This is a genomic window from Clostridium sulfidigenes (genome assembly GCF_052067195.1).
Taxonomy (GTDB): Bacteria; Bacillota; Clostridia; order Clostridiales; family Clostridiaceae; genus Clostridium_J; species Clostridium_J sulfidigenes.
In genome coordinates this window covers 109,679-135,201 of record NZ_JBQHQR010000010.1, presented here as the reverse complement: position 1 = coordinate 135,201, position 25,523 = coordinate 109,679, and the positions used below count along the sequence as shown (strand labels likewise).

26 protein-coding genes are annotated in these 25,523 nt (G+C 29.4%); 4 read left to right on the top strand and 22 right to left on the bottom strand.

Going from position 1 to position 25,523, the window contains the following annotated elements:
• Positions 1–181: 181 nt before the first annotated feature.
• From ACTNBA_RS12770 to ACTNBA_RS12700, 15 genes are all read right to left on the bottom strand, one after another.
• The gene (locus ACTNBA_RS12770) at positions 182–1,060 is read right to left on the bottom strand and encodes a DegV family protein (RefSeq protein ID WP_346884432.1); all 879 of its coding nucleotides are present in this window, start codon (positions 1,058–1,060) and stop codon (positions 182–184) included.
• A gap of 150 nt (positions 1,061–1,210) precedes the next feature.
• Entirely contained in the window at positions 1,211–1,774 is a 564-nt protein-coding gene (locus tag ACTNBA_RS12765; protein WP_035134948.1) for a ferritin family protein, read from the bottom strand.
• A gap of 177 nt (positions 1,775–1,951) precedes the next feature.
• On the bottom strand, positions 1,952–2,812 hold the full coding sequence (gene speE / locus ACTNBA_RS12760; protein ID WP_441074534.1) for a polyamine aminopropyltransferase: 861 nt from the start codon (positions 2,810–2,812) through the stop codon (positions 1,952–1,954).
• A gap of 26 nt (positions 2,813–2,838) precedes the next feature.
• Positions 2,839–3,648: an adenosylmethionine decarboxylase gene (gene speD / locus ACTNBA_RS12755; RefSeq protein WP_035134951.1), complete on the bottom strand. Its 810-nt coding sequence runs from the start codon at positions 3,646–3,648 to the stop codon at positions 2,839–2,841.
• Positions 3,649–3,836: 188 nt separating this feature from the next.
• Complete coding sequence (locus ACTNBA_RS12750; protein ID WP_156964382.1) at positions 3,837–3,977, bottom strand: LDCC motif putative metal-binding protein; 141 nt, start codon at positions 3,975–3,977, stop codon at positions 3,837–3,839.
• Positions 3,978–4,109: 132 nt separating this feature from the next.
• Positions 4,110–4,325 carry a hypothetical protein gene (locus ACTNBA_RS12745; RefSeq protein WP_441074532.1) on the bottom strand — a complete coding sequence of 72 codons (216 nt, stop codon included), beginning with the start codon at positions 4,323–4,325 and terminating at the stop codon, positions 4,110–4,112.
• Between the two features lie 249 nt (positions 4,326–4,574).
• Positions 4,575–6,596 carry a methyl-accepting chemotaxis protein gene (locus ACTNBA_RS12740; RefSeq protein ID WP_441074530.1) on the bottom strand — a complete coding sequence of 674 codons (2,022 nt, stop codon included), beginning with the start codon at positions 6,594–6,596 and terminating at the stop codon, positions 4,575–4,577.
• 285 nt (positions 6,597–6,881) lie between these two features.
• The gene (hypE, locus tag ACTNBA_RS12735; protein WP_441074529.1) at positions 6,882–7,889 is read right to left on the bottom strand and encodes a hydrogenase expression/formation protein HypE; all 1,008 of its coding nucleotides are present in this window, start codon (positions 7,887–7,889) and stop codon (positions 6,882–6,884) included.
• 84 nt (positions 7,890–7,973) lie between these two features.
• Complete coding sequence (hypD, locus tag ACTNBA_RS12730; protein WP_441074527.1) at positions 7,974–9,065, bottom strand: hydrogenase formation protein HypD; 1,092 nt, start codon at positions 9,063–9,065, stop codon at positions 7,974–7,976.
• A gap of 1 nt (position 9,066) precedes the next feature.
• Complete coding sequence (locus ACTNBA_RS12725; RefSeq protein WP_441074526.1) at positions 9,067–9,309, bottom strand: HypC/HybG/HupF family hydrogenase formation chaperone; 243 nt, start codon at positions 9,307–9,309, stop codon at positions 9,067–9,069.
• Positions 9,287–11,590, bottom strand: coding sequence for a carbamoyltransferase HypF (hypF, locus tag ACTNBA_RS12720; protein ID WP_441074524.1), 2,304 nt, complete (start codon positions 11,588–11,590; stop codon positions 9,287–9,289). Before hypF ends, ACTNBA_RS12725 begins: the two co-directional genes overlap by 23 nt.
• Before the next feature lies 1 nt (position 11,591).
• Positions 11,592–11,933: a hydrogenase maturation nickel metallochaperone HypA gene (hypA, locus tag ACTNBA_RS12715; RefSeq protein WP_441074521.1), complete on the bottom strand. Its 342-nt coding sequence runs from the start codon at positions 11,931–11,933 to the stop codon at positions 11,592–11,594.
• Positions 11,926–12,387 carry a hydrogenase maturation protease gene (locus ACTNBA_RS12710; RefSeq protein WP_441074519.1) on the bottom strand — a complete coding sequence of 154 codons (462 nt, stop codon included), beginning with the start codon at positions 12,385–12,387 and terminating at the stop codon, positions 11,926–11,928. Before ACTNBA_RS12710 ends, hypA begins: the two co-directional genes overlap by 8 nt.
• Positions 12,384–13,799 carry a nickel-dependent hydrogenase large subunit gene (locus tag ACTNBA_RS12705; protein ID WP_441074516.1) on the bottom strand — a complete coding sequence of 472 codons (1,416 nt, stop codon included), beginning with the start codon at positions 13,797–13,799 and terminating at the stop codon, positions 12,384–12,386. Before ACTNBA_RS12705 ends, ACTNBA_RS12710 begins: the two co-directional genes overlap by 4 nt.
• 2 nt (positions 13,800–13,801) lie before the next feature.
• A complete protein-coding gene (locus tag ACTNBA_RS12700) occupies positions 13,802–14,674 on the bottom strand; it encodes a hydrogenase small subunit (RefSeq protein WP_441074515.1) in 873 nt (290 codons plus the stop codon).
• 202 nt (positions 14,675–14,876) lie between these two features.
• Here ACTNBA_RS12700 and ACTNBA_RS12695 point away from each other — a divergent pair, with 202 nt between their 5' ends.
• Positions 14,877–15,422, top strand: a complete 546-nt coding sequence (locus tag ACTNBA_RS12695) for a glutathione peroxidase (RefSeq protein WP_441074514.1) — start codon at positions 14,877–14,879, stop codon at positions 15,420–15,422.
• Positions 15,423–15,438: 16 nt separating this feature from the next.
• A complete protein-coding gene (locus ACTNBA_RS12690) occupies positions 15,439–15,867 on the top strand; it encodes a MarR family winged helix-turn-helix transcriptional regulator (RefSeq protein ID WP_441074512.1) in 429 nt (142 codons plus the stop codon).
• Between the two features lie 65 nt (positions 15,868–15,932).
• Here ACTNBA_RS12690 and ACTNBA_RS12685 read toward each other — a convergent pair whose 3' ends face one another.
• Together ACTNBA_RS12685 and ACTNBA_RS12680 are read right to left on the bottom strand one after the other, a co-directional pair.
• On the bottom strand, positions 15,933–16,880 hold the full coding sequence (locus tag ACTNBA_RS12685) for a ferredoxin-like domain-containing protein (RefSeq protein ID WP_441074510.1): 948 nt from the start codon (positions 16,878–16,880) through the stop codon (positions 15,933–15,935).
• A 201-nt stretch (positions 16,881–17,081) separates the two neighbouring features.
• The gene (locus ACTNBA_RS12680; protein ID WP_346871043.1) at positions 17,082–17,984 is read right to left on the bottom strand and encodes a LysR family transcriptional regulator; all 903 of its coding nucleotides are present in this window, start codon (positions 17,982–17,984) and stop codon (positions 17,082–17,084) included.
• 274 nt (positions 17,985–18,258) lie between these two features.
• On the opposite strand from ACTNBA_RS12680, the gene ACTNBA_RS12675 reads away from it, so the two are divergent.
• Complete coding sequence (locus ACTNBA_RS12675; protein WP_441074508.1) at positions 18,259–18,999, top strand: acyl-[acyl-carrier-protein] thioesterase; 741 nt, start codon at positions 18,259–18,261, stop codon at positions 18,997–18,999.
• Positions 19,000–19,226: 227 nt separating this feature from the next.
• Here the strand turns inward: ACTNBA_RS12675 and ACTNBA_RS12670 are convergent, their stop codons facing one another.
• Positions 19,227–20,633 (bottom strand): MATE family efflux transporter, encoded by a 1,407-nt coding sequence (locus ACTNBA_RS12670; protein ID WP_441074506.1) that lies wholly within the window; start codon positions 20,631–20,633, stop codon positions 19,227–19,229.
• A 104-nt stretch (positions 20,634–20,737) separates the two neighbouring features.
• Positions 20,738–21,625 carry a putative ABC transporter permease gene (locus ACTNBA_RS12665; RefSeq protein WP_441074505.1) on the bottom strand — a complete coding sequence of 296 codons (888 nt, stop codon included), beginning with the start codon at positions 21,623–21,625 and terminating at the stop codon, positions 20,738–20,740.
• 391 nt (positions 21,626–22,016) lie between these two features.
• On the opposite strand from ACTNBA_RS12665, the gene ACTNBA_RS12660 reads away from it, so the two are divergent.
• Positions 22,017–22,556: a carbonic anhydrase gene (locus ACTNBA_RS12660; protein WP_150844529.1), complete on the top strand. Its 540-nt coding sequence runs from the start codon at positions 22,017–22,019 to the stop codon at positions 22,554–22,556.
• Between the two features lie 68 nt (positions 22,557–22,624).
• Here ACTNBA_RS12660 and ACTNBA_RS12655 read toward each other — a convergent pair whose 3' ends face one another.
• The 3 genes from ACTNBA_RS12655 to ACTNBA_RS12645 form a co-directional block, all read right to left on the bottom strand.
• Positions 22,625–23,611 (bottom strand): permease prefix domain 1-containing protein, encoded by a 987-nt coding sequence (locus tag ACTNBA_RS12655; protein WP_441074503.1) that lies wholly within the window; start codon positions 23,609–23,611, stop codon positions 22,625–22,627.
• Positions 23,598–23,942 carry a YjcQ family protein gene (locus ACTNBA_RS12650; RefSeq protein WP_150844531.1) on the bottom strand — a complete coding sequence of 115 codons (345 nt, stop codon included), beginning with the start codon at positions 23,940–23,942 and terminating at the stop codon, positions 23,598–23,600. The genes ACTNBA_RS12655 and ACTNBA_RS12650 overlap by 14 nt, the downstream gene beginning before the upstream one ends.
• Positions 23,943–24,188: 246 nt before the next feature.
• The gene (locus ACTNBA_RS12645) at positions 24,189–25,523 is read right to left on the bottom strand and encodes an MATE family efflux transporter (protein WP_441074500.1); all 1,335 of its coding nucleotides are present in this window, start codon (positions 25,521–25,523) and stop codon (positions 24,189–24,191) included.

Sequence of the window (25,523 nt, the reverse complement as noted above, 5' to 3'; positions counted from 1 at the left end):
ATAAGTATAGATGCCAATGGAACTTAAAAAAGATGACTCCTGTTCAATACAGAAATCATCTTTTATCTTAGGGTCTTTTTATAAAATGTCCTTGACTTAGGGTACATTTTAAATTACCACTAACCTAGGCTTCTTTTGCTATATTATAAATAAATATTCCATAATAATTCTTAATAAGTTCTTATTTCAAGTTTTTGTTTCCCATAAATGTTAATCCTATCATTCCTTGTCCAGTGTGAGTTCCAATTATAGGACCTATAGTACTAATAATAATATCTTTTACGAGTTCCTTTTCTCTAATAATATTAGCAAGATACTCAGCTCTTTCTAAGCTATCTGCATGACCTATGATAATAGTTTGTTCCTTCAGGTTTATACCATCTTCTAGCATCTTATCTAGTAATTTCTCCAAGGATTTTTTTTCTCCTCTTACTTTAGATACATTCACTAACTTTCCCTCATAGTCAACACTCAATACAGGCTTTATCTTTAAGGTTGTCCCAATAATTGCTTCCACTGAAGAAATCCTTCCACCTCGTTTTAAGTGATGTAAATCTTCAACTGTAAACCAGTGACAAGTATTATTTCTATGTTCTTCTATCCACTTCACCAATTCCTCAATGGCTAAGCCTTCTTCTTTTTTCATTGCAGCATTATATACTAGAAGCCCTTCCCCAACTGAAGCTGAAAGAGAGTCAACTGATATAATTTTTCTTTCAGGGTATTCCTCTTTAAGATCTTGTATCACTAATTGAGAGTTATTATATGTTCCACTAAGTCCTGAAGAAAATGCTATATATAAAATATCCTTTCCTTCCTTCAACAACTTTTCAAAGCACTCTCTATAAGTAAAATAATTTATCTGTGTTGTAACAGAAGTATCACCATTTTTTAGTCTCTCATAAAACTCATGGCTTGTCATTTCTCTCTCATCAGGATAGTGTGTATAAGTTTTATTTTCCATATCAAAGGCCATAGGTATAATGCCTATATTTATTTTCTCTATAATATCAAGAGGTAAATCTACCGTTGAATCTGTAATAATAACATAATCTTTCATATATTCTCCTCCTTTATAATTCATTTTTTCCATACTATATGTGCCTAAAATACTATTTTAACATTTTTTAAGCCTAATGTATATGAATAGATTTCTCAATTTGTTCATATAGTAACTAATTTTCTTGTATTTAAGCTATATAAAGCTTATTTATATTAAATTATACTCATAGGTAAGCTCTATATGTTCCTTTTCCACTTCAATTAAAGCTTCGAAAACTCTTTTTACATTTTCATCGCATACTTCATTCTTATATCTTTCATAATAGTAAACAGCATGCTCTTCTCTTTCCTTTGCCAATTTCAAAAGTGCTTCGTCACTATCATACTTGTCATAGTTTATTTTAGTCAAAGCAGGTGTTTTAGTAAAACCTCCTAATCCCATATGAACCTTTGAATGAAAAATTTCTATTTTCGATAAAGCCTGAAAAGCCTTAGAAACTTCTTCACTCTTTGCTTTTTTAGCTGCTTCTTTATAAAACTCTCCATTAAATATTTCAAGCTTAACGGCATGGTCTAAAATTCTTAATGTGTTTATATCTAGCTTCTTACTATCTACTTCAATAACTTCATCATCACCACTTAAATAAATACTGCTTACTCCACAGAACGGACAGTATACTATGTTACTTATAGAATTTTTATTTATAAAAGCAAATGAATTAAAATCATAATTCTTCTCATTAATATTCATTCCACATATTTTACACTTCATATTAATTCCTCCTAAACTCAATATACATTTTACCATATATTCAAAATGTTTAAAAATAAAAAACCTTTAAAACATGTTAAATTAATTTTAATATGTCAAAGGTTTTTTATTAATATTTTTAATTTTATCTATATAGAAAAATATATCTTCAATTTCCTTTATTATGTAGATTGAATATTATTCTTCATCACAAGCATGATCTAGCATATCTAAAACATAGTTTGGGAGAGCAAAAGATCCCAAATGTAAGTCTGTATTATAATATTTAGTCTTTAACCCTAAAGAGTTCCATGCCTCAGCATTTAAATCTTTTACTGGATCATACTTTTTAGATGCGAATCCAAATAACCAATGCCCTGATGAGTAAGTTGGAATATGAACTTGATACACTTTCCCTATTGGGAAGGATTCTTTTATACGCTTATGAGCTCTCTTCATAGAACTAGCATACATTTCATAATAAGGACTTTCATGTTGATTTACTAAAATTCCTTCTTCATTTAATGCATCGTAACAATCTCTATAGAATTCTTTTGTAAATAAGCCCTCTCCAGGTCCTATTGGATCAGTAGAATCTACTATTATTAAATCATAGTAATTTTTCTTATTTTTAACAAATTTAATACCATCTTCAAAGTATAAGTTTACTCTTTCATCCTTTAGTTTACTTGATGTTATCGGAAAATACTCTAAACATACATCAACTACTTTTTTATCGATTTCTACCATGTCTATTTCTTTTATTGTATTATATCTTGTTAGCTCTCTGATTGTTCCACCATCTCCAGCTCCTATAACTAAAACTTTTTCAATCTTAGGATTTGTAGCCATAGGAACATGAACTATCATATCATGATAAATAAATTCATCCTTTTCTGTTATCATAACTATTCCATCTAAAGTGAAAAATCTTCCGAATTCCTTTGTCTCAAATACATCTATTCTTTGAAAATCACTTTTTCCAGCATATATTTGCTTGTCAACCTTTATTGAAAACCTAACAGTCTCTGAGTGATTCTCAGTATACCATAACTCCATTTTTCATCCTCCTAGTTAATATAATATTATTCATTATAAACATTCTTACCACTAAATATTTCTATCATTTCTTTTCTAAGTGCATTACTTATATTAAGTCTTTCTCTTGGTAAAAATTCATGAGTATCTTTTTTAAATAGGTAGTTCTGTAAATCAATTTCCTTTATAAGCATTTTAGTATGAAATATATTTGTTTGATACATGTTTATATCCATAGCATCATACTTTTGCAAAGTCTTATCATCAATATAATCTTGAATTGATTTAATTGGTGTATCTATAAAACACTTTTTACCATTAATGTCACGAGTGAATCCTCGAACACGGTAATCAATGGTAATTATATCAGAGTCAAAACTGCTAATTAGATAATCTAATGCATTTAGCGGAGAAATTTGTCCACAAGTAGATACGTCTATATCTACTCGAAAGGTTGCTATAGAATTATCTGGATGATATTCAGGATAAGTATGTACCGTTACATGACTCTTATCCAAATGTGCAACAACAGTCTCCTTAGTTTTTAAAATATATTTACCACTATTACATGATTCATCTATTACCCCATCCCCTAAAGGTTCCTCAGAAATTAATATGGTTACACTTGCACCTTGAGGATCATAGTCCTGCTTGGATATGTTTAACACATGAGCACCAATAATATCAGTAACATCGCATAATATTTTAGTTAATCTTTCTGAATTGTATTGCTCATCAATATAATCTACATACTCCTTTTGTTCTCTTTCACCCTTTGCATAGCAAATGTCATAGATGTTAAAACTTAGTGTCTTAGTAAGATTATTAAAGCCATATAATTTGATTTTATTCTCCATTCTTTTATATACACCTTTCCTTTAGATGAAATTCACTGAGTAAATTTTATTAGGAGTTGTTGAATTTGTCAATAAAAATTTAAAATATAATTATTATATTTTGTTATATGTGAAACCTTATCTATAATTTCAATGTATATACTATAAATATATATTATAATTCTTATATTATATAAAACATTTATCTATTACTTATTTCTTATAGACTTCTTCTGATTTTGATTATTTAAATTACAGCAATCCATTTTTCTCTTCCCATATAGTTCCTCATTTTGTTTTGCAATCTTATCTAAAAAGCTATTAACCGATTTCTTTATTCTAGTAAACATACTATCCCTCCATAATAAATATTTATTAGATTATACCAATAACTTATGTGTTTTTAATGGAGTTTTTAATTAAAATATTTTTCATAAAGTTTATGCTCTATCTTAAATAATTTATTAAATATCACTCTAAAATTATACTACGTAACATTTTATTAAGTCATCACCATCTTTATTTTTATCAGTACTTAATATTTTTTCAAGACCTTCTATGACAAAATACTCATTATCCTGTTGTCTTACCCTAACTTGAGTATTACTTAACATCATAGGTTCTTTTGAACATCTATTAATTTGATCTATTGAAACATTTTTAAGTAACTGGCTTTTGGGAATTTCTCTTATATCCATAAATATCTCTCCTTTTAACATGCACAATATTGCACGAAACTAAATATATTTTGAGTTCTAACATATAGTATAAACAAATTAAAATATTTTATTTGATATTGACCTAGGTCCTTAAATTTAATTATGCATTTACATAATACTAAGTTTCTATTACATATTATTGAGAAAAAAATTTATCCTTTTATTAAATAACTTTTGTATAAAATAAGAAGGAATACAGCTTATTCCATATTCCTTCTCTTATAATCTTTATTCAAATTTGAAAGTATTTATTATTTCTTTTAGTTTTTCAGACATATGTTGTAACTCATTAGCATGACCCGTAAGCTCCTCTGAAATTCCTGTTACCTCTTCTGTTGAAGCAGTAACCTCTTCTGAAGACGCCGCAGTCTCTTGTGATATAGATGATATATTTTCTATCTGAGTTACTACATTATCCTTCTTTTTATTAATAACTACTATATATTCACTAATTTCAGTAACTTTACTTATTAAATCTTGCACTCCTGCCATTATATCGTTAAATACAGCCTTTGCTTCGTCTACTACACCATCTTGTTCCTCTACAATTTTTTCAGTATCCCTAATAGCCACAACAGCAATGTTAGTTTTAGTTTTTATATCATCTACTATCTTCTTAATTTCCATGGTAGAATCCTTTGATTGCTCTGCTAGCTTTCTAATCTCTTCTGCTACTACTGCAAACCCTCGACCAGCTTCACCAGCTCTAGCTGCTTCAATAGATGCATTAAGAGAAAGTAAGTTAGTTTGTTCTGTAATCTGAGAAATAGTATCTGATACGGAATTTATTTTTCCTGTACTTTCATCCATATCTATAACTAACTCTGAAACCTTATTAGTGGAAACCCTTGTATCATTAGACTTTTCTATCAATGTATCTACCATGGTCAATCCTCTGTTGCTTAGGTGATTAGCATTTTCATATACCGCACCCATAGCTTCTGTAGCTTCATTTAATAATTTTAAGTTCTCTGATAATTCAATCATAGCTGTGGCTCCGTCTTGAGCACTATTAGCTTGTTCAATGGCTCCACCAGACACATCTTCTATAGCTCTTGCTACTTCACTGATAGAAGCACTGGTTTCCTCGGCTATAGCAGATAAATTTGATGAAGTTTCTAAAACTATATTAGAAGACTTGTTAACACTTTTAATTAAGGATGATATGTTTTCTATCATTCCATTGAAATTTTCACCTAAGTCTTTAAATTCATCTCTTGACTTTATATTAACATTAACCCTTAAATCTCCATCTTTAACTTTGTTAAAAGCCGTCAATAATCTATTAATATTCTTTGATATAGAATTACTAAATATTAAAGATACTGCTATAGCTATTATAGCTATTACTCCTAATGTTAGTATAATTATATTTCGAATATTTTGTGTATCCTTTAATAGTTCTTTATCATCCAAAGACGCTACTATTTTCCAGCCTGTTAATTGACTTGTAGTGTAAACTGCAAACTTCTTTTCCCCATTAAAATCATACCCAGTAAATCCTTCTTTATTCGAGCTTATGTCACTCCAAACAGAAAGCTTAGCAGCTTCATCAGTACCTATGATTTCTTTATTAGGATGTGCTACCAAATTACCACTTGCGTCAGATACATACATGTACCCTTCATTTCCTACCTTAATCTCAGATAATCCATCAGAAAGATTTTTTAAACTTACATTAAGTCCTACAACTCCAACTACATTGCTATTTTTTTCTATAGTTTTAGCTACAGTTACTACATTTTCACCAGTGGTTGCACTTTTATATGGTGGAGTTATTACGATTTGCCCTTTATTTTCCATAGCTAGCTTATACCATGGTCTAGATTTATAATCGTAGTTAGCATCGGTGTTTGCTTCTGGATAAATATAAAACTTCCCCTTTTCCGTTCCTATAAAAGCAGTTAAAATATCTTCATCCGTATTTTTAACATCTGAAATTAATAGTTTAGCAAAGTTAAAATAGTCTTCTTTATCATCTGATTCTATAATATTTATATTATTAGACATTAGCTCTACAGATTTAGACATACCTTTAAAATAATTATCTATACCCCTATTTACCTCTAAAATTGTTTGTTTGCTTGTAGTTTCAAGCTTATCTCTTAAAATTGATTTTGATTCTGAGTATATAGTTATTCCCATTCCAGCAACTGGTACTAAACAAATTAGTAAAAGTATAACTATAAGTTTGACTCTAATGCTCTGTAATTTAAATTTCTTAAGCTTATTAAATTTCTTATGTTTCATATTTTTTCCTCCTAAGTGTATAATTTTTTAATTTATATATTTTTGTAATTTATATACTTATTATTAATAATGATTAAATTACTTAAAAATCTATAATATTTAATCTATAAAAATACTTCTTTAAACCTTTCTTTAAATTTAATTACAAAATATATTATAAAACTTACTATTATATTCTCGAGTACATCTTATATTTCTTTATAAATAATTTAATTAAATATTTATTGAAAATAGGTATTTAAAATAATAAAAAAGAAGCAAAACTTCTCTCGCTTCTTAAATCAATCAACATATTCTTGGGATTAATTCTCCTTGTAGCATTCCCAAGACCTTAGTTCCTCCAATGTAAGTTTTTAAATATAATTTACCTTTGCCATCATCTAGTACCTTGCCAATAATAGCGCCTTCTCTTCCTAAAGGATTTGATTTAATTACATTTAAAACCCTATGAGCATCTTTATTACTTACAATACAAATCAACTTACCTTCATTAGCCATATAAAGAGGATCAAATCCTAAAAGATCACAAAAATTCCTTACATCCTCTCTTATAGGTATATCCTTTTGCCATATTTCCATAGACTTTCCACTAGTGTTCACCAACTCTTTTAAAGTGTTAGCTAACCCTCCTCTAGTTGGATCTCGCATTATTCTAATTTCATTGCTAGTATCCATTATAGCTTTTGTTAGTTCATTAAGAGCAGCACAATCACTTTTTAAACCTGACTCTATATCTAAATTTTCTCTTTCATTTATAATAGATGTACCATGATCTCCAATAGTACCGCTTATAATTATTGCATCTCCTGCTCTAATCTCTTTTATGTTTAACTGATAATTATTTTTTTCTATATATCCTATTCCTGTTGTATTAATATAAACTTTATGACCTTTTCCACTTTGTACAACCTTAGTATCTCCCGTTACTATTTTAACTCCTATTTTATTAGCAGTATCAGACATAGATTTTACTATTTTCTCTAAATCTTTAAGTTGTAATCCTTCTTCAAGAATAAAACCAGCAGATATATATAGAGGAATTGCACCACTTACGCACAGATCATTTACAGTACCACAAATACTCAGTTTCCCTATATCTCCACCCTTAAAAAACAGAGGATCTACCACAAAACTATCTGTAGTTATTGCTATTTTTCTCTTAATCATATCTAATATAGCTGAATCCCCTTGTTCCTTTAATATATCATTATTAAAATACTTTAGAAATACATTCTTTATTAATTTATATGTTTCCTCTCCTCCACTACCATGGGCTAATGTTATAACTTCCATAGCTCCTCCTAATATTAAATTTCAATATAATTTAAATATGCATATAATTAAACTTGTTAACTCATTCTATGTTAAACTTATAAGCTACAATTCTTTTGTACTGTATACAATGCCACAACTTCCTTCTTTAGATACCATGCATGGACCAATTGGAGTCCTCGGTGTACACATCTTTCCAAAAGCATTACAATCCATAGGACTTTTTATTCCCCTTAATATATCTCCACAAATACACTGATTATTTTTATTTGCAATTTTATTTTTTAAAGAAAATTTATTTCTAGCATCAAAGTAGCTATATTCCTCTCTTAGTTTATATCCTGTACCGTCTATTTCTCCAAAACCCCTCCAAAAACTAGATGAAGTTTCAAAGACCTGATTTAATATCTCTTGTGCTTTTCTATTTCCTTCTGGATAAACAAAACCTTTATATAAATTTTCACATCCGTAATTACCTCTCTCTTTTTTATATATGATATAAAGTATCCCAGCTAATATATCTATAGCCTTGAAGCCGCATATAGCCATAGGAGTTTTATACTCATTAGATAATCTCTCAAAGGGTCTGCAACCAATTATTGTTGCTACATGTCCTGGACATATAAATCCATGAATTTTAACTTCTTCATCTAAAATTAGGGTAGACATAACCTTAGGCATAGTCTTTAGAGAATTTAAAATAAAAAAGTTATTTACATTTTTCTCTAGTGCTTCTTTTATTGTAAGAGCTATTATAGGTGCTGTAGTTTCAAAGCCTATAGCTAAAAAAACTATAATCTTATCTTTATTATTTATTGCTATCTTCAAAGCATCTAATGGGGAATATACAACTTCTACCTTTCTTCCTTTAGCCATCTGTTCTCTTAATGAGCTACAACTCCCTGGAACTTTAATCATGTCGCCAAAGGTAGTTATTATTACATCTTTTTTCTCACTTAACTCTATGGCATGATCTATATAGCTCTCATCTGTTACACAAACGGGACATCCTGGTCCTGATAACAACCTAATATTAGGTGGTAACAGCTTATCAATACCTGAATTATAAATACTTCGTGTATGTGTACCACAAACCTCCATTATATTTATGTTTTCCTTACACCTTTCCTTTATGTTTTTTAATAGTTTAATTGCCAAATTAATTTCCCTTGAATTTCCTTCATCTCTATAAAACATTCTAAAAGTCTCCCATTAACTCCTTAAATATATTTAGGGTCTCCATAGCTTCTTTTTCCTCAATTTTTTCGATGGCACAACCAACATGAACCAAAACATATTCTCCAACAACTAAATTTTCTATTAGACTAGTATTAACTCTTTTTCTTAAACTTCCAAATTCAACCAAGGAATTACCTTCATATATTTCTAATACCTTTCCCGGAATAGCTACACACATATTAATACTCCTTACATAACTCATTTCCAATAACTACCTGACCTATAGATAATCCCCCATCATTGCAAGGTATTAATCTATGGGTTATAACTTGAAATCCACTTTCCTTCAACGCCATCTCTATTCCTTCTAACAAAATAGAGTTTTGAAATACACCTCCACTTAAAGCTACCTTATTTAGGCTATATTCTTCTCTTAATTTAATACAAACTTCATTGGAAAAATTTATTATAGTATTGTGAAATTTTAAAGCTATTTGCCCTTTTTCAATCTTATTATCTAAATCCTTTATAATGTCTCTAATCAATTTATTTATATCTATAATATAAGGTAGGCTATCACTAATTTCCCACTGATATCTATTCTCATACCTTTTTTTATAATCATAATCATTAGTACCCTTTAAATAATCAATGAAATCTTCTGCTAAGCCTTCAACATACATAGCTGCCTCTCCTTCATAGGATGCTTCTTTCTTAAAATCTAAAAGGCTGGCAATTCCATCAAATAATCTTCCCATACTAGAAGTTAGTGGACAATTAAAATTCTTTCTTAGAATATTAATAATTATCCTTGATTCCATACCGTGAAAATATCTACAAGCAGCTTCTTCAATCTCCTCTTTCTTTAATGCTCCTAATAAAAGAGATAGTCCAATTCTCCATGGAAATTTTACTGCTCCATCCCCTCCAGGCAAGGGAATATATTTTAAGTGTGCTCCTCTAATAAAGTTCTTTTTATCACATATTAAAAACTCTCCTCCCCAAAGGTTCCCATCTTCTCCATATCCCACTCCATCAAAGGCTATCCCTATAACTTTATCCTTTTCTTTATTTTCTATCATACAGCTCACTATGTGACTATGATGATGATAAACACCTAAAGTTTTCACCTTGTTTTTATCTAAATAATCCTTACTCCAATAATTAGGATGCATATCATGAATAATTGTACTCGGTTCAACTCTAAAAATATTCTTCATGTGCTTCAACACTCTATTAAATCTTAAATAATTCTCTTCTCCCTCCATGTCTCCAATATAAGGACTTGTAAAAATACAATCCCCACTTCCAAGGGAAAATGAATTTTTAAATTGAGATCCTAAGGCTAGGATATTTTCTTTGAATTTATATTTATTATAGTAAGGCGCATAACCTCTACCAGCCCTTATGACCCTACCGTAACCACCAATTACTTGAACTACAGAATCATCAACGGGCATATTAATCTCTCTATGATGAATGAAAAAATAATCTACTATTTCACTTAGGTTGTCTATAGCCTCTATATCCTCATATACTATTGGTATAGTACTTAAATTCCCGCTAGTAAAAACTAAAGTATCTATGTCGTTATCAAATATTAAATAATGAAGGGGAGAATAAGGCAATACTACTCCTAGTCTTTTATTATTAAAGGAAATATTAGTTGGTAGTTTATTGTTCTTTTTCTTTAAAAGCAATATAGGCTTCTTATTTCCTGTTAAAATTTCTTTTTCTTCACTATTTACATAACAATATTTTTCTACTACATTTATATCTTTCATCATAAGGGCTAATGCCTTATCTGGTCTATGTTTTCTAAGCCTTAGTTTTTCTATAGCTAATTCATTATTTCCATCACAAACAAGATTTAAACCACCTATGCCCTTAACTCCAATTATTTTTCCTTCCCTTAAATACTTTCTCACACTTTCAAATTCATCCTTAGATTTTATAGGGTTCCCCTTATTATCTAAGATGATTACTCTTGGACCACAGGAGGAACAACAGGTAGGCTCTGCATGAAATCTTCTATCATCAGGATTTTCATATTCTTCCTTACATTTGTCACACATAGTAAAATTATCCATAGAAGTATATTTTCTATCATAGGGAGTATCTTTTATTATGGAAAATCGTGGACCACAATTTGTACAATTTATAAAAGGATATAAATATCTTCTTGGATTATTACTATCCCTTAGCTCTTTTTCACACTCCTTACATGTAGCTATATCTGGAGAAATTAAAGTCCTTCCCTTCTCCTCGGTACTTTCTACTATAAGAAACTCCTTATAATCCTTTAGGCTTTTTTTATTTTCAACTACTACTTCTTCAATACGACTTAACTCAGGTGCCCTTTCCTTAAGGTTAGTTAAAAAATTCTCTATACCTACTTCTTCTCCTTGAATTTCCATAACCACTCCCTTACTTGTATTATTCACCCAACCTGAAAGTTGATTTTCTAAAGCTATTCTATATACAAAAGGTCTAAATCCTACGCCTTGAACTGTCCCTTTAACTGTAATTCCTTTTCTAATCACTTTATTCTCCTTCTATTCTGTAGAGCAAAATTTCATAACCTGAAGTTATTTCACTACTTACTTGATTACAAATAGGACACTTTCTATTAATAATCTTTAAAGGAAATTCCTTATGACAATTATTACAATATGCCTTACTTAATAACTTTTCTATAATAAGTTTTGCACCCTCACAACAACTTCCTGAGCTCATTTCTTTAAAAATAAAATCAATGGAGGAATTATCTATACAAGAAAATTCTCCTATTTGTAAAATTACTTTTGATACCTTAGTTATATTATTTTTAATACACTGTTCCTCTATCATATCTATAACGTAACTAATTATTGAAATTTCATGCATTTATATCACCAATTATCCTTTTAATTTCCCTAAATACTTTTTTAGTAATTTCAGAAAAATTATCCTTTAAAGTATTAGATAACTCTAAGGAATAATTCACCTTTTCCACTTCAATACCAACTAAATATCCAGCAATTTCTCTATATTCTTCTCTTAAAACCCTCAAAAGATTTTCACTATGCATATCTCTGCAAGGGCTAATAAATTTATCGCATTCCTTTAAATTTAAGACTGAAACCCTACCAGGTTCAATTCCAAAGTAGGTACTGTCTACCAGAATAACATTATCTTCCTTATTAATTTCATTTAAACAATATATATAATCAATTCCAACTATTAATACCTTAACTTCTTTGCTATAGCTTTCCAGTTGGGCCCCTATGAACTCCATTACCTTTACTCCTATACCATCATCACCCAAAATAATATTTCCTATGGCAAAAATCTTTATCATAGTATATTTATTGTTATAGGCTCATATTTATCACTGGTTACATGTGCGGCACAGTTTAAACATGGATCAAAGCTTCTTACTATACGTCCTATTTCTACTGGATGGACCATATCTTTTATTTCCGTTCCTATCAACGCTTCTTCCACTGGCCCTTTTATTCCCCTGTTATCAGTAGGTGATAAATTCCAAGATGAAGGTGGTATTAAAGTATAGTGATGTACTAACTTATTTTTAATAGACAACCAATGTCCTAGGGATCCTCTCTCTGCTTCTATTAATCCAACGCCTCTTGATTCCTCAGGTATTTCCCATTGCTCTTGATAAGCCTTTTTTAGCTTTAATAAATCTATTAATCCCTCTATAGCTTCACAAAGTCTCTTCGCCTCTATTGATTTAGCAATTATTCTATCCATAGTAGATACTCCTCCACTATAGTCACCACTTAAAGTCATTCTAGCTAGTGCTCCAACCTCCATAGGATTCCCCTTATATCTAGGTGCATTAACCCAACTATATGCTTCTGGTTTATAAGGATTATAGGTTATTTTATTGTCTTCTCCTGGTATTAAAGTTTGCAAATCTGATTCTACCCAAGTTTTAGAAATATCTTCTGCTATATTGCTAGACTGAAATTCTTCTCTAATTCCATTTATCATTACTCCAGTTGATACCATTTTAATTGGATGCAAGTAATTGTCATACAATCCATAACTCATAAAATTCTTATATCCATCACCAATTTTAAAATAATCTTCATAAGTGGCTGCTATAGCATATACATCAGGTATAAGCTTATCTACAATAAAACTTTTTATTACTTTTATACTATATTTAATGTTTTCTATTTGTGGTATATCAATATTGGTAGTTGTGCCACCTACAAAAATGCCATGACAATGAGGAACTTTTCCAGCTAATTCAGCTACAGCTCTATGTGCTTCTCTACTATACCTTACTGCTCCTAAGTAATCTTCATTTATTCTTTTTGTATCCTCTCTAGATAACCTGTAATCAGCAGCTTTAGCACTTTCCGTTTTATACAACGGATTTATATGAACTATATCTACATAATCTGGAAATACGAAAAAATATATGTGCCTCAAATAATTCTGCAAAAATTCAAATCCGTTAGCAATATCTCTAACTACTTTTCCATTAAAATCAGGTGTAACTTTCATTGCATCTTCTAGACATAAAGTAGCAGCTACAGCATGATGAGTAGAACAAATTCCGCATACTCGTGGAGCCAGTCTTATAATATCTAAGGGATATCTACCTTTAAACATCTCCTCAAATCCTCTAAACTGACTTCCACTACTTTTTGCATCTATAATCTTATTATTAACTACATTCACTTCTATATTTAAAAGTCCGCTTACTCTAGTCAATGGATCAATTACTATCTTAGTCATAATTAAGCTCCTCCATATTTTACAAAAGGCTCTGTTCCATCTGGAAATTTAGGTGCTGCACAGCCTATACAATTAGTATTATCCCCTATAGGCCAATTATCGGTGCCGTTCCATCGACTTACAGGACAATATGCATAGGTTATTGGACCTCTGCAACCTAAAGAAAATAAACATTCTGGATCTCCAAATTTCTTAGCAAATATCCCATTATCAAAAAACCTTCTTCTTGGACAATTGTCATGAATTGTCTCTCCATAATAAGCCTTTGGTCTTCCATCACTATCAACTTCTGGCATACCATAAGATGTAATGTAACCCAAAGTTCCCATAGTCCAAACAGGATTTGCAGGACAACCTGGTATTCTAATGATGTCATCTCTTTTTAAAAACTCTGATATGCTAACTCCATTAGATATATTAGGTCTTGCTGCAGTAGGTCCTCCATAACAAGCACATGTTCCTACTGAAATAATATATTTAGCATTTTTAGCTATGGTTTCTACCGCCTCAATTGCTGTTATTTTTCTTCCATTATAGGTAGCAACAGTAGTAAATAGACCATTATCTCTTAATGGTACTGCCCCACAAACTAAAAATATATATTCAGTATCTAAAATTTCAAATATTCTCTCATAGCTTTCCTGTCCCTCATCTCCATTTATACTGCCAAAGAAAATCATATTAACAAATTCCTTTAGCATATATAAAACATCAGGTTCATCTCCATTTAACAGAGAAATTACTTCTCCAAAACACCCTGATATCTCTAACCATATAGCATTAATTCTCCCTTTTTTACCTTGCTGTACTTCTTCTATAGCTCTTTTTGCATAGGAGATAGCCAATTCTTCTTTATTTCTTAGAAAATTACACATAATTATTCCTCTTTTAAATTACTACTATAATAATAGTTTTTTAGTATAAATTTTATGCAATAATTATTAAATTTATCTTATTTTCATATTGACATACTTAAGATTCTACTGTAGTATTAACTTAAAGATATCAATTGTGTACAATTTAATTGTTATCTATTTTGTATTGCACTATATATCCATCATGAAAGGAGAAATATATATGAATATTTATGATTTTAAAGTTAAAACTATAGACGGAGAAGAAACTACTTTAGAAAAATACAAAGGTAAGGTTCTAGTGGTTGTAAACACAGCTAGCAAATGTGGATTTACACCTCAATATTCTGATTTAGAAAATATCTATAAAAAATATAAAGATATGGGGCTAGAAATTTTAGGCTTCCCATGTAATCAATTTGCTGAACAAGAACCTGGTAATAGCAATGATGTAAAAGCATTTTGTCAGTTAAACTATGGTGTTACTTTCCCATTATTTGAAAAGGTAGATGTTAAGGGACAAACAGCTCATCCCCTATTTAAATTTTTAAGTAATTCTACGCCTTTTAAGGGTTTTGATTTAAGTATCCCTAGCGGAAGACTACTAGATAACATCTTGAAAGAAAAATACCCTGAGTATATTATTGGTAATAGTATTAAGTGGAACTTCACTAAATTCTTAATAGATAGAGATGGAAATATAGTAGATAGATTTGAATCTCCTGTAGATCCTATGGATATGATTCCAGAGATAGAAAAAATTTTATAGGACTGAGGTTTCTAATATGAGTTATGAACACTTAGATATTGATAATCAACTATGCTTTGCTTTATATGCTTCTTCAAAAGCTGTAATAAAAAGCTATAAGCCACTATTAGATGAGCTTGGAATTACTTACACTCAATATATTACCCTTTTAGTCCTTTGGAAAGAGGATAATATAACTGTAAAAGAGTTAGGTAAGAAACTTTATTTGGATTCTGGAACCCTTACACCTGTATTAAAAAGACTTGAATCCATGGATATAATACAAAGAATAAGAGCTTCTCAAGATGAAAGAAATGTATATGTGAAACTAACAGATAAAGGTATTTCAATGAAGGATAAAGCTTCAAAAATACCTGAAAAAATGTTCTGTAGTACTGGTCTTTCTTTAGATGAAGTATCAGACTTAAGAGAAAAACTTAAATTTTTATTAAATAATCTACAATAGAAAAACAAGCTAGGTACAAGTATTTCAACTTAAACCTAGCTTACTTTTTTATTTCTATATCTTAATTAACAAGAATAGTTTCTCTTAGTGTGTACCTCTGCCTTTAATATTTCTTCTTTCTCGTGGAGAATTTCATTACCTAATATTCCTTTAGATACTTCTTCAAATCCAATTCTCTCTACCATATCACCAAATCTTTCTCCAGTTTTTCCGTTATCTCTATAATATAAAATTGCTTTTTCTATTATATCCATAGCCTCATCATATAAATAAATCCCTTTCAATGGTTCACCACGTCTTGGAGTTTTACCCCATTTCCCACCTATAAATAGTTTTACACCATCTTTTTTGCATACCATTGAACCAAAATGACATTTATCTATACAAAGTCCACAGTTTGTACACTTCTCCCTATCTATTTGAAGCTTTCCATTAATAACTTTTGCTGCTCCTTTTTTACAAGCCTCTTCTACTGAACACTTTTTACATCCTAAACATAAATCCTCATTACTATCTGGTACTCTTTGACCCATTATGCCAAAATCATTTAAGTCTGGCTTTATACAGTTATTTGGACATCCACCTATACCTATTTTAAACTTATGTGGCAAAAGTACATTGTAATATCCTTTATAAAATCTTTCATGTATTTTCCTTGCTAATTCTTGTGTATCTAAAAGCCCAAATATACATACAGTTCCTTTGCACGCTACTACAGGTCTAACTCTCGGACCCGTCCCTCCCCCTTCTAGTCCTGCTTCACTAAGCTCTTCTTTTACCTTTTGAATATCTTCAAATCTTATCCATGGAATTTCTACTGTAAGTCTTGTAGTATAACTCATATATCCTCTTCCATATTTCTCAGCTATTTCAGAAAGAACTCTTGTTTCCTTTGAATTTAAGCATCCATCCTCAGTTATTACTCTACATGCAAAGTGTATTCCATCTCTTTGTGGAAGAAATCCTTGCCCCTTTAATTTTGATTTTTCTTCTGCTGATGCTATTATTGCCATTTTCTTCACTACCCTTCTTTATTTCATTGTATCGACATTCTAATTGATAGTCTTTCTGACTTGTCATATCCTTGTAATATTTTCATGTTTATTATATCTCTGCAATTTTACAAAGTGAACTTAAGATTAGTTATAGTAAAATAAAGATTCTTTATACTAGGATAACTTAAATATAAAATAGAGACTAAATTAGAAGATGTTTTATTCTAATTCAGTCTCATCACATTGCTTTTTACAAAAATCAATAAAGTTCTTTATAAAATCCATATTTGAGTTTTTTAAATATATAAAGTTAAATTCTCTTTTCATTTTCATATTTTTGATTGATAATGCTTTAAATTTTTTACACATCAATGGTGAATTTAATGCTTCCTTTGATACCACCGTTGCTCCAAGTCCAGATTCTACTAAAGACATAATTGCTGTTATATCTCCAATTTCCATATAAGGATTAATATTCTTAGGTTCAAATCCTTGCTGCACTATATAATCTTCAAATATCTGTCTTGTCCCAGATCCCTTTTCTCTTAGTATAAGTTTTTCTGAAAGAATTTCATCCATTGTTATTTTCTTTTTTTTAGCCATTTCATGACTTTTTGAAATAACAAATACTAGTTCATCATCTTTAAATTTTTCATAAATCACCTTACTTTTATCAAAGGGGCCCTCTATAACACCCAATATAATCTCGCCACTAAAGAGTTTTTGGATTATATTCCCTGTATTTTCTACATGAAGTATTACATCTATGTTTTTGTTGCTCACCTTATAATTTCCTATGATAGGTGGAAGTACATATCCCCCTATAGTAAGAGTAGCACCTACATTATATCTCTTTATAATAGATGATTCATTTGAAAGATGGTTTTTTGCCAATTTACTTATTTTATCAATTTCTAAAGCATACTTATAAAGTATCCTTCCTGCCTCCGTAAGCTCCATATTCTTATTCTTTTTCTCTAATAACTTCACATTGTAATATTCCTCTAAAAGTTTTATATGATGAGAAATTGCAGGTTGAGTCATATTTAATATGCTAGCAGCCCGTGTAAAGTTCTTTGTATCAGCCACAGTAATAAATGTTTCAAGCTTTATATCGATCACAGCCTATATCCATTCCTTCCTAAATTACAATTAGATACCCTAATTATACTATTAAATCTAATATATAAACAGTTAATTTTACCAATAGTTTATATTCAATAGCTAATTTACAAAAGTAGATTTTATCTCTCTATTAATAGTAGAGTTTAATAATCTTATAAAGAAAAAAATATTTACAAATTAGTTCAATTATAAACATAAAATTCCCTCTAAATTTGTGGTAAAATATTCTTATGCCTTAGTAACATTTATTATTACCGTAGGAGGTATTAGCATGAGTTTAATAACTAGTAAAAGTTATAATGTACACTATTATGAAGTGGATGCCAAGAAAAGAGCTTTAATTTCCACTATTATGAATTATCTTATGGACATATGTTCTGTACAATCTGATAGCCGTGGTGTTGGTGTAGAATACCTAATGGCAAATAATAAAGGATGGATACTAACACAGTGGAATATAAAAATAAATAGATACCCTTTGTATGATGAGAACTTAAAAGTATCTACGAGAGCAAATTCTTTCTATAAATATTACGCATATAGAACAAACTATATTGAAGATAGTTTAGGTAACTTAATAGTGGATGGACGGTCTATATGGCTCTTAGTTGATTCAACTAAAAGACGACCTGTAAAGGTAAGCGATGATATGTATGCCGCATACAATATATCCAAGAGTGAAAATGAACGCTTTATTCATTCCTCATTGAAACCTTTAGATAGTTGGGACACTGAAAAGGTCTTTGATATAAGATATAGTGATATAGACACTAATCAACATGTTAATAATGTAAAATATGTAAGTTGGATAATTGAATCTATACCATTAGATATTGCTTTAAATTATGAAATGCGTGAGATTACAGTAGTATATAGAAAAGAAACCTATTACGGTCATAGAATAAAAGTTCATACCAAAATTGAAAAATCACAAACTGGATATATATGTACTCATGATATCATAAATGAAGATGGAGAGGACTTGACCTTAGCTATTACCTATTGGGAATAAAATATAACTTTAAAATGGTATCATAGCTTCCAATATATATGGAAATCTATGATACCACTTTTTAAAAGAAATGATTATTACTTAGTAATTCTTTGTTATATTCCTCATGCTTTTCAATTAACTTCCCTAGGGATTTTCCCTTCATCATGTCTATTATCATAGGGGATAAGATTGAAAGCCCATCTCGATATCCCAGGTCAATATGTTGATTTAATGTATATGTATATCTACCTTATTTTTATATATTTCCATTTTCCTGTTCTAAATCTCATGTAAACAAAAAACCATCTTACAAATTGATCCATGAATACAGCCATCCATGCTCCTGCTAATCCATATCCGAATATATTTACAAGCAAGTGAGCTAAAACAACTCTTATTAATAATACCCCAAAAAAGGTAGCAACTAGTGGCCAGAAGGTGTCCCCTGCACCTCTTAAAGCTCCTGCTAATATTAGTTGTGATGATTGAAATGGTTGAACTAATGCTATTATTTTTAAAGCTATAGATGCATTTTGTATAATCCTTGGATCCTTTGAATATAAACCTACAATCTGCGGACCAAAAAAGAAAAAAATTATAGCCATAAAAGTGGATATCAAGGAACCAATCTTTCTGGTTTCCTTGGCATAACTCTCCGCCTTTGAAAGCTCTTTAGCTCCTATGCTTCTACCTACCAGGGATGAAGCTGCAATTCCAAAAGCTTGTCCTGGTTGAAAAGAAAGACTTAATATATTTAATGATATTTGATGTGATGCATACACTACAGTTCCCAGTCCTGCAACTATTCTTACAAACATAAGTACTCCAGCTCTTAAAACTAACTGTTCAAGAGATGCAGGTACACCTATCTTTACTAGATTATAAATAATATTTTTATCAATTTTAAATGATTTTTTAATATCTAGTTTAATTATGCTTTTACCTTTTATAATATACCTAAATAAAAATACACTTGCTATTACATTAGATATAGCCGTAGATATTCCAGCTCCTGTAACACCAAGCTTAGGAAGTCCAAAAAGACCATATATAAGAACTGCATTCCCAATAACATTAAAAAAGTTAGCTCTTAAATTTATCTTCATAGGTGTTTTTGTTTCTCCAATACCTCTAAGTGCTGCAGATATTGACATATTAAAAGATTGAAATATAAATCCAACCATAATAATTTTAAAATAGCTTCCCCCTACTTGTAACGTATCATTAGCTGCCCCCATAAATTTCATAATTGGTCCTGTAAAAATTATTCCTAATACTGATATAGGTATAGCTAACATTATCAAACTCAATAATATTACATGCTTTAAAGTAGTTTCTATTTTATCTGTTCTTTTTGACCCAAGGTATCTAGCAATCATTGCTGTTCCCCCAACATTTAAAGCTTGCACAAGAGACAATCCTATAAATAATGGCTGATTTGTCATACCTACAGCAGATACAGAAGCTGCAGCCAATGAATTATCTCCCATTCTTCCAAGCATCATCATATCTACCATTCCAAAAAGGGAACCCATAAGAAGTTCTAACAGAACAGGCCACGCAATGTTGATAACATCATTTCTTGTAGAATTTTTCGACCACATAAATATTCTAGTCTTTTTTCCATCTCCATTTTCCTTTGAAGCAAACATTATCATTCTCCTTTACAAGTTAATTTAAAGATAATACTTCTAATACTATATACACTCTTCTTATACAAATTAATATTTTTTAACTTTAAAAATTATTATTTCTTTTAAATAATTTTTTTTATAAATTTTAATATTTTTTTAAAATAATCTTCATTTTCAATGTCCTTTATAGCCTTTCGTAATTCATGTAAAGCTTCATTATATCTTTGAGATTTTAATTTAGGAAAGGCACATATTAATCTCCGCTCCACATACTTAGTTTCCATTAAGAGAGACTTATACTTTTTGCGAAGGGATATTTCTACTTTATCTATAGTTATATTTTCTTTAAATTCAGTTAAATTTTCCTTTAATTCCTTTAGGTTATTTAATTTGCTATCTGTTATTATACGTAGGTTTTCTAATTTTCTTACTATACCCTCTTCATATAATTTAATCCATATTTCTTCTTTAACATGATGAATTTCTTCTAACTTACGATTAAGATTTACTATGGAATTTATAGATATGAATAAATCTACTAGAAGAGCTATTAAAATACAAATAGATGATAAGTATACTATTGTTATTGGAATTCTAGTCATAATATTCTCTGTGAAAGGATGTATTATCTCAATTAGTACAACACATAGAAACCCAAACAAAAAAGAGTTTCTCAAACAAACTCTTCCTCTAATATTAAATTTATAATCAGAATAATCCCACCATCTCATTTTAAATAATTTTTCCATAATAAAACTAGTTATATACTCTATAATAGTTGTATAGATCATACCAAAAATAAATACTATTACTACATTATCACTATATTGATTTAGTAATAATAAAACAAAAAGTGCTCCAAAACCATATATAGGACACAATGGCCCATTTAAAAAACCTCTTTCCACAAAATAGCCATCAAGAACAGAGCAATATATTGTTTCTACTATCCATCCTAACAAACTGTAGATTATCCAATAAATAAATAAAACAGAAAGTTTATCTACCATAGCATCAACTCCCCCAACACCTAAAGTCAAATATATAACTTTATTTCCTTTAGATAGTAATTTAACAAATTATCATAATAATTATTATACTCTGAATAATATTATATCATATAAGAATACTCTTGTTAATCTATTCCATTGCATCATATTCACTAGTAATTATTATAAATAATTTATATATTTCTATAATTAACTAATCATTATATTATTTTCAAGTTCATTTTAAATTTATTTTTTATATTGTTAAAAAAATTAGAAATTCCTTGTATTTAGTTCACATTTAAAATAAAATCTATTTATTAAGTGATAATTAAGTATTTGTATAATACTATTAAGATATTTAAAATTTACTTTTTGCACTTGATAATACTTATATTGAGGAAGTGAAACCATGATAGATGAAATTTTGAAATACAATAAGGAATTTGTAGAAAATAAAAAATATGAAAGATATATTACAAGTAAATATCCAGATAAAAAAATAGCCATAGTTACATGTATGGATACTAGGCTAACGGAACTACTTCCCGCTGCCCTTGGATTTAAAAATGGTGATGTGAAAATTATTAAAAATGCTGGTGGTTCAATATCTCATCCCTTTGGAAGTGTAGCTCGTAGCTTATTAGTAGCTATATATGATTTAGGGGTTGAAGAAATTTTTGTAATTGGTCATACAGACTGTGGAGCACAACACATGAATAGTAAAAAAATTATTGAAAAAATGAAACTTAGAAACATTACTGAAGATCAAATTAATTTGGTTAAATACTTCGGAGTTGACTTTGATTCATGGTTAAGTGGATTTGATAATGTTAATACTTCAGTAGCTGAAACAGTAGATATCATTACAAAACATCCTCTAATACCAAAAGATATCAACGTCTATGGTTTTATTATGGATTCCACCACTGGAGAGTTAGCTCCAGTATAAATAGAATTCTTTGCTTAAAGTATAATAGCTAGTCAAACTCTCAGTTCATGACTAGCTATTATACTAAATTATCTTTTATTGTTACGCTTTATTAAGGCATATAATCCACTAAAAGCTCCAAATAGTATTCCAGTAATAGGGAATATAATCCAACAAATATGCCATCCATTAAATCCTAAACCCCAAATCAAAAATATTGCTGTGGCAATAGGCCATACAACTGATGCAACATCACCTATAGCTGTATTATTTTCCTTACATTTTGATGAATATTCTTCAATTTGTAAAAGTACATTATAGCTATTATTTATATTTCCTACTCTTACAAATATAAAAACTGCAATAGCTACCATTATTAATAATACAATTGCTCCATAATTAGATAATATGTCATTTTCATATCCTCCAATTGCTGATATACCAATTAACGCAACAGGTGACAGTACACAAAGTGTAACTCCAATTATATTTAATTTAGTAAAATTGGATGAGAATTCTTCTTTTTTAATTTTTACTCTTTGCTGAACATGCAGTGGACATATGAAATCATCTTCTAAATACTTATACTTGTCAAGTTGAGTACCAGCATAGATAAATAGTCCCACAGCAATAGCTATAAGAATAAACAATGGGATAACACTGAGTCCTTCTAAAGTTTCCACATTAATTTCTGTACCAAATACTCCTCCTATTATAATATTATGAGTAAACATTAGTATTGCTGGTGCTAATATACATAACATAACACCAACAGCAATAAGCTTTCCATATTTAACTTTATCCCTCATGTAATTTTCTGCTTCTTCCATGGTAATAGTCGGAATATTATCTAATTGCTTTCTATTTTCAATTCCCAACTCCTTTATTAACTCATCAATGTTCCCAAACTCAGAAATTACAATTCCAATAGCTTCATTTTCAGTTTTTCCACTTTCTTTAAGTTCCCAATATTTTTCTTCCATATTAGAAAGCAACTCATCTTTTAATTTTATAATTTCTGCTGATTTTGGTAAACTTGAAAAAATATTTTCTAAATAATTTCTAATGGTCTCCATACTTATCCATCTCCTTTATAAATTTACTCATTACTTCTTTAATAACCTTCCATTCTTCACACTTTTCTTTGTAGTAATCCAGTCCTTTTTGTGTGATTCTATAGTAAGTTCTTCTCTTTCCAAAAGTCTCATCTCCATAAAAAGATTCTATATAACCGTTGTTTTCCAGCCTTGTAAAGGCAGAATATAATGTTGTTTCCTTTATAATATATTTTTCCTCTGATAGTTTTTTTATAGTTTTAGATATCTCATATCCATAGGACTCCCTATCTAGGAGAGTGAAAAGAATTATAGTATCATTATATCCTCTAATAACATCACTACTTATCAAATGTTATCCTCCTTTCTCCACCTAATACTTACCTATTTCATATATAACTATATCTTTAGTGTATATTATGCAATTACTCTGCCTATCGTACTTTATCTGTCGTAGTAATTATAATATATCACAATTACTACGACATGTGAAGTAGTTTTTCCAATTTTTTAATTTTCATCTATATATTTATATAAAAATACAGCATATAAATGTGCATAGAAGCAAATTTATATGCTGTAACTTTATTCATTAATTTTATGCCTTAGACTTTAAGTAATTCATATTATATTTAACTATAAATATACCAATGATTAAAGTAATAAATTCTGCAACTGGTATGGTGGACCATAATCCATTTATACCGAATACTTTCGGAAGAATACATAGATTAATTAATACTAATGCAAAACTCTTTATAATAGACATGGTATTTGATATCTTAGCATGACTAATTGCTTGGAAAAATGATATATTAACCATATTAATTCCAATAAATATAAATGCTACGAAATATATTCTCATACCTCTAGCTGTAATTTCAATAAGCTTTAAGTCTGAATTATTAAAAAAGCTAATTACTTCTTTTGTAAAGATATTTCCTACTAAGAAAAATACTATTCCAAAGGCTAATGCAATAAATAGAGCTGCTTTTCTAGTTTTAATTACTCTATCATAATGTTCAGCTCCAAAATTAACACTTACTATTGGCTGAATAGCTTGGCTTATTCCAGATAATATAGCAACTCCAATTAAAGCAATGTTACTAATAATACTGTAAGCGGCCACTCCAATCTCGCCTATCATATCTATTAAAATATAATTGAATAGTATTATAACAATAGCTCCAGATACCTCAATGAATGAGCTTGATATCCCTACCTTAAATATATTTGTAATATATGGAATTTTAATTGATTTATAGTTGAATCTAAGATGTCCAGATTTTTTAATAAATTTAGTAGCTATAATTATTAAAGTTACCATTGGTGCTATAGCAGTTGCTATGGCAGCGCCTCTCATACCCATGTCAAGTACAAAAATAAATATATAGTCAAAAACTACATTAAACATGTTACCAGTAATTCCGGCAACCATAGAAAGCTTTGGAGCACCATCATTTCTTATAAATGCCTGTAAAACGCCTGATAATATAAAATTTATACCTGATAATAATATTATTTTTAGATATTCATCAGAAAGCCCTAATATTTGTTGTGAGGCTCCAAACATTATAGCTATATTTTTTGAAAAGATATATCCAAAAATAGAAATACTTAACCCTATTATAATTGCTATAAAAATTGATGTATTAAAGACCTGATTTGCTTTTTCATTGTTCTTTTTACCCATATTAATAGAGTATAAGGTAGCACCTCCCATTCCTATTAAAAGGGATACTGCATTATATACATTATATATAGGTATAGCTATTCCTAAAGCCGAAAGGCCCTCTTTTCCAACTCCTTGACTTATAAATATGGTATCACAAAGAATATTTACTGACGTTGCTAGCATAGCTAATATGCTAGGAAACAAAAATTTTATCAATAATTTCTTTAATCTCATTTCCGTTAATTCTACAAAGTTCAT

Excerpts from the sequence above, each read along its gene's own strand:
- ACTNBA_RS12770 (WP_346884432.1), bottom strand. The coding sequence starts at position 1,060 with ATGAAAGATTATGTTATTATTACAGATTCAACGGTAGATTTACCTCTT.
- ACTNBA_RS12765 (WP_035134948.1), bottom strand. The coding sequence starts at position 1,774 with ATGAAGTGTAAAATATGTGGAATGAATATTAATGAGAAGAATTATGAT.
- speE (WP_441074534.1), bottom strand. The coding sequence starts at position 2,812 with ATGGAGTTATGGTATACTGAGAATCACTCAGAGACTGTTAGGTTTTCA.
- speD (WP_035134951.1), bottom strand. The coding sequence starts at position 3,648 with ATGGAGAATAAAATCAAATTATATGGCTTTAATAATCTTACTAAGACA.
- ACTNBA_RS12750 (WP_156964382.1), bottom strand. The coding sequence starts at position 3,977 with ATGTTTACTAGAATAAAGAAATCGGTTAATAGCTTTTTAGATAAGATT.
- ACTNBA_RS12745 (WP_441074532.1), bottom strand. The coding sequence starts at position 4,325 with ATGGATATAAGAGAAATTCCCAAAAGCCAGTTACTTAAAAATGTTTCA.
- ACTNBA_RS12740 (WP_441074530.1), bottom strand. The coding sequence starts at position 6,596 with ATGAAACATAAGAAATTTAATAAGCTTAAGAAATTTAAATTACAGAGC.
- hypE (WP_441074529.1), bottom strand. The coding sequence starts at position 7,889 with ATGGAAGTTATAACATTAGCCCATGGTAGTGGAGGAGAGGAAACATAT.
- hypD (WP_441074527.1), bottom strand. The coding sequence starts at position 9,065 with ATGTTTTATAGAGATGAAGGAAATTCAAGGGAAATTAATTTGGCAATT.
- ACTNBA_RS12725 (WP_441074526.1), bottom strand. The coding sequence starts at position 9,309 with ATGAGTTATGTAAGGAGTATTAATATGTGTGTAGCTATTCCGGGAAAG.
- hypA (WP_441074521.1), bottom strand. The coding sequence starts at position 11,933 with ATGCATGAAATTTCAATAATTAGTTACGTTATAGATATGATAGAGGAA.
- ACTNBA_RS12710 (WP_441074519.1), bottom strand. The coding sequence starts at position 12,387 with ATGATAAAGATTTTTGCCATAGGAAATATTATTTTGGGTGATGATGGT.
- ACTNBA_RS12705 (WP_441074516.1), bottom strand. The coding sequence starts at position 13,799 with ATGACTAAGATAGTAATTGATCCATTGACTAGAGTAAGCGGACTTTTA.
- ACTNBA_RS12700 (WP_441074515.1), bottom strand. The coding sequence starts at position 14,674 with ATGTGTAATTTTCTAAGAAATAAAGAAGAATTGGCTATCTCCTATGCA.
- ACTNBA_RS12695 (WP_441074514.1), top strand. The coding sequence starts at position 14,877 with ATGAATATTTATGATTTTAAAGTTAAAACTATAGACGGAGAAGAAACT.
- ACTNBA_RS12690 (WP_441074512.1), top strand. The coding sequence starts at position 15,439 with ATGAGTTATGAACACTTAGATATTGATAATCAACTATGCTTTGCTTTA.
- ACTNBA_RS12685 (WP_441074510.1), bottom strand. The coding sequence starts at position 16,880 with ATGGCAATAATAGCATCAGCAGAAGAAAAATCAAAATTAAAGGGGCAA.
- ACTNBA_RS12675 (WP_441074508.1), top strand. The coding sequence starts at position 18,259 with ATGAGTTTAATAACTAGTAAAAGTTATAATGTACACTATTATGAAGTG.
- ACTNBA_RS12670 (WP_441074506.1), bottom strand. The coding sequence starts at position 20,633 with ATGTTTGCTTCAAAGGAAAATGGAGATGGAAAAAAGACTAGAATATTT.
- ACTNBA_RS12665 (WP_441074505.1), bottom strand. The coding sequence starts at position 21,625 with ATGGTAGATAAACTTTCTGTTTTATTTATTTATTGGATAATCTACAGT.
- ACTNBA_RS12660 (WP_150844529.1), top strand. The coding sequence starts at position 22,017 with ATGATAGATGAAATTTTGAAATACAATAAGGAATTTGTAGAAAATAAA.
- ACTNBA_RS12655 (WP_441074503.1), bottom strand. The coding sequence starts at position 23,611 with ATGGAGACCATTAGAAATTATTTAGAAAATATTTTTTCAAGTTTACCA.
- ACTNBA_RS12645 (WP_441074500.1), bottom strand. The coding sequence starts at position 25,523 with ATGAACTTTGTAGAATTAACGGAAATGAGATTAAAGAAATTATTGATA.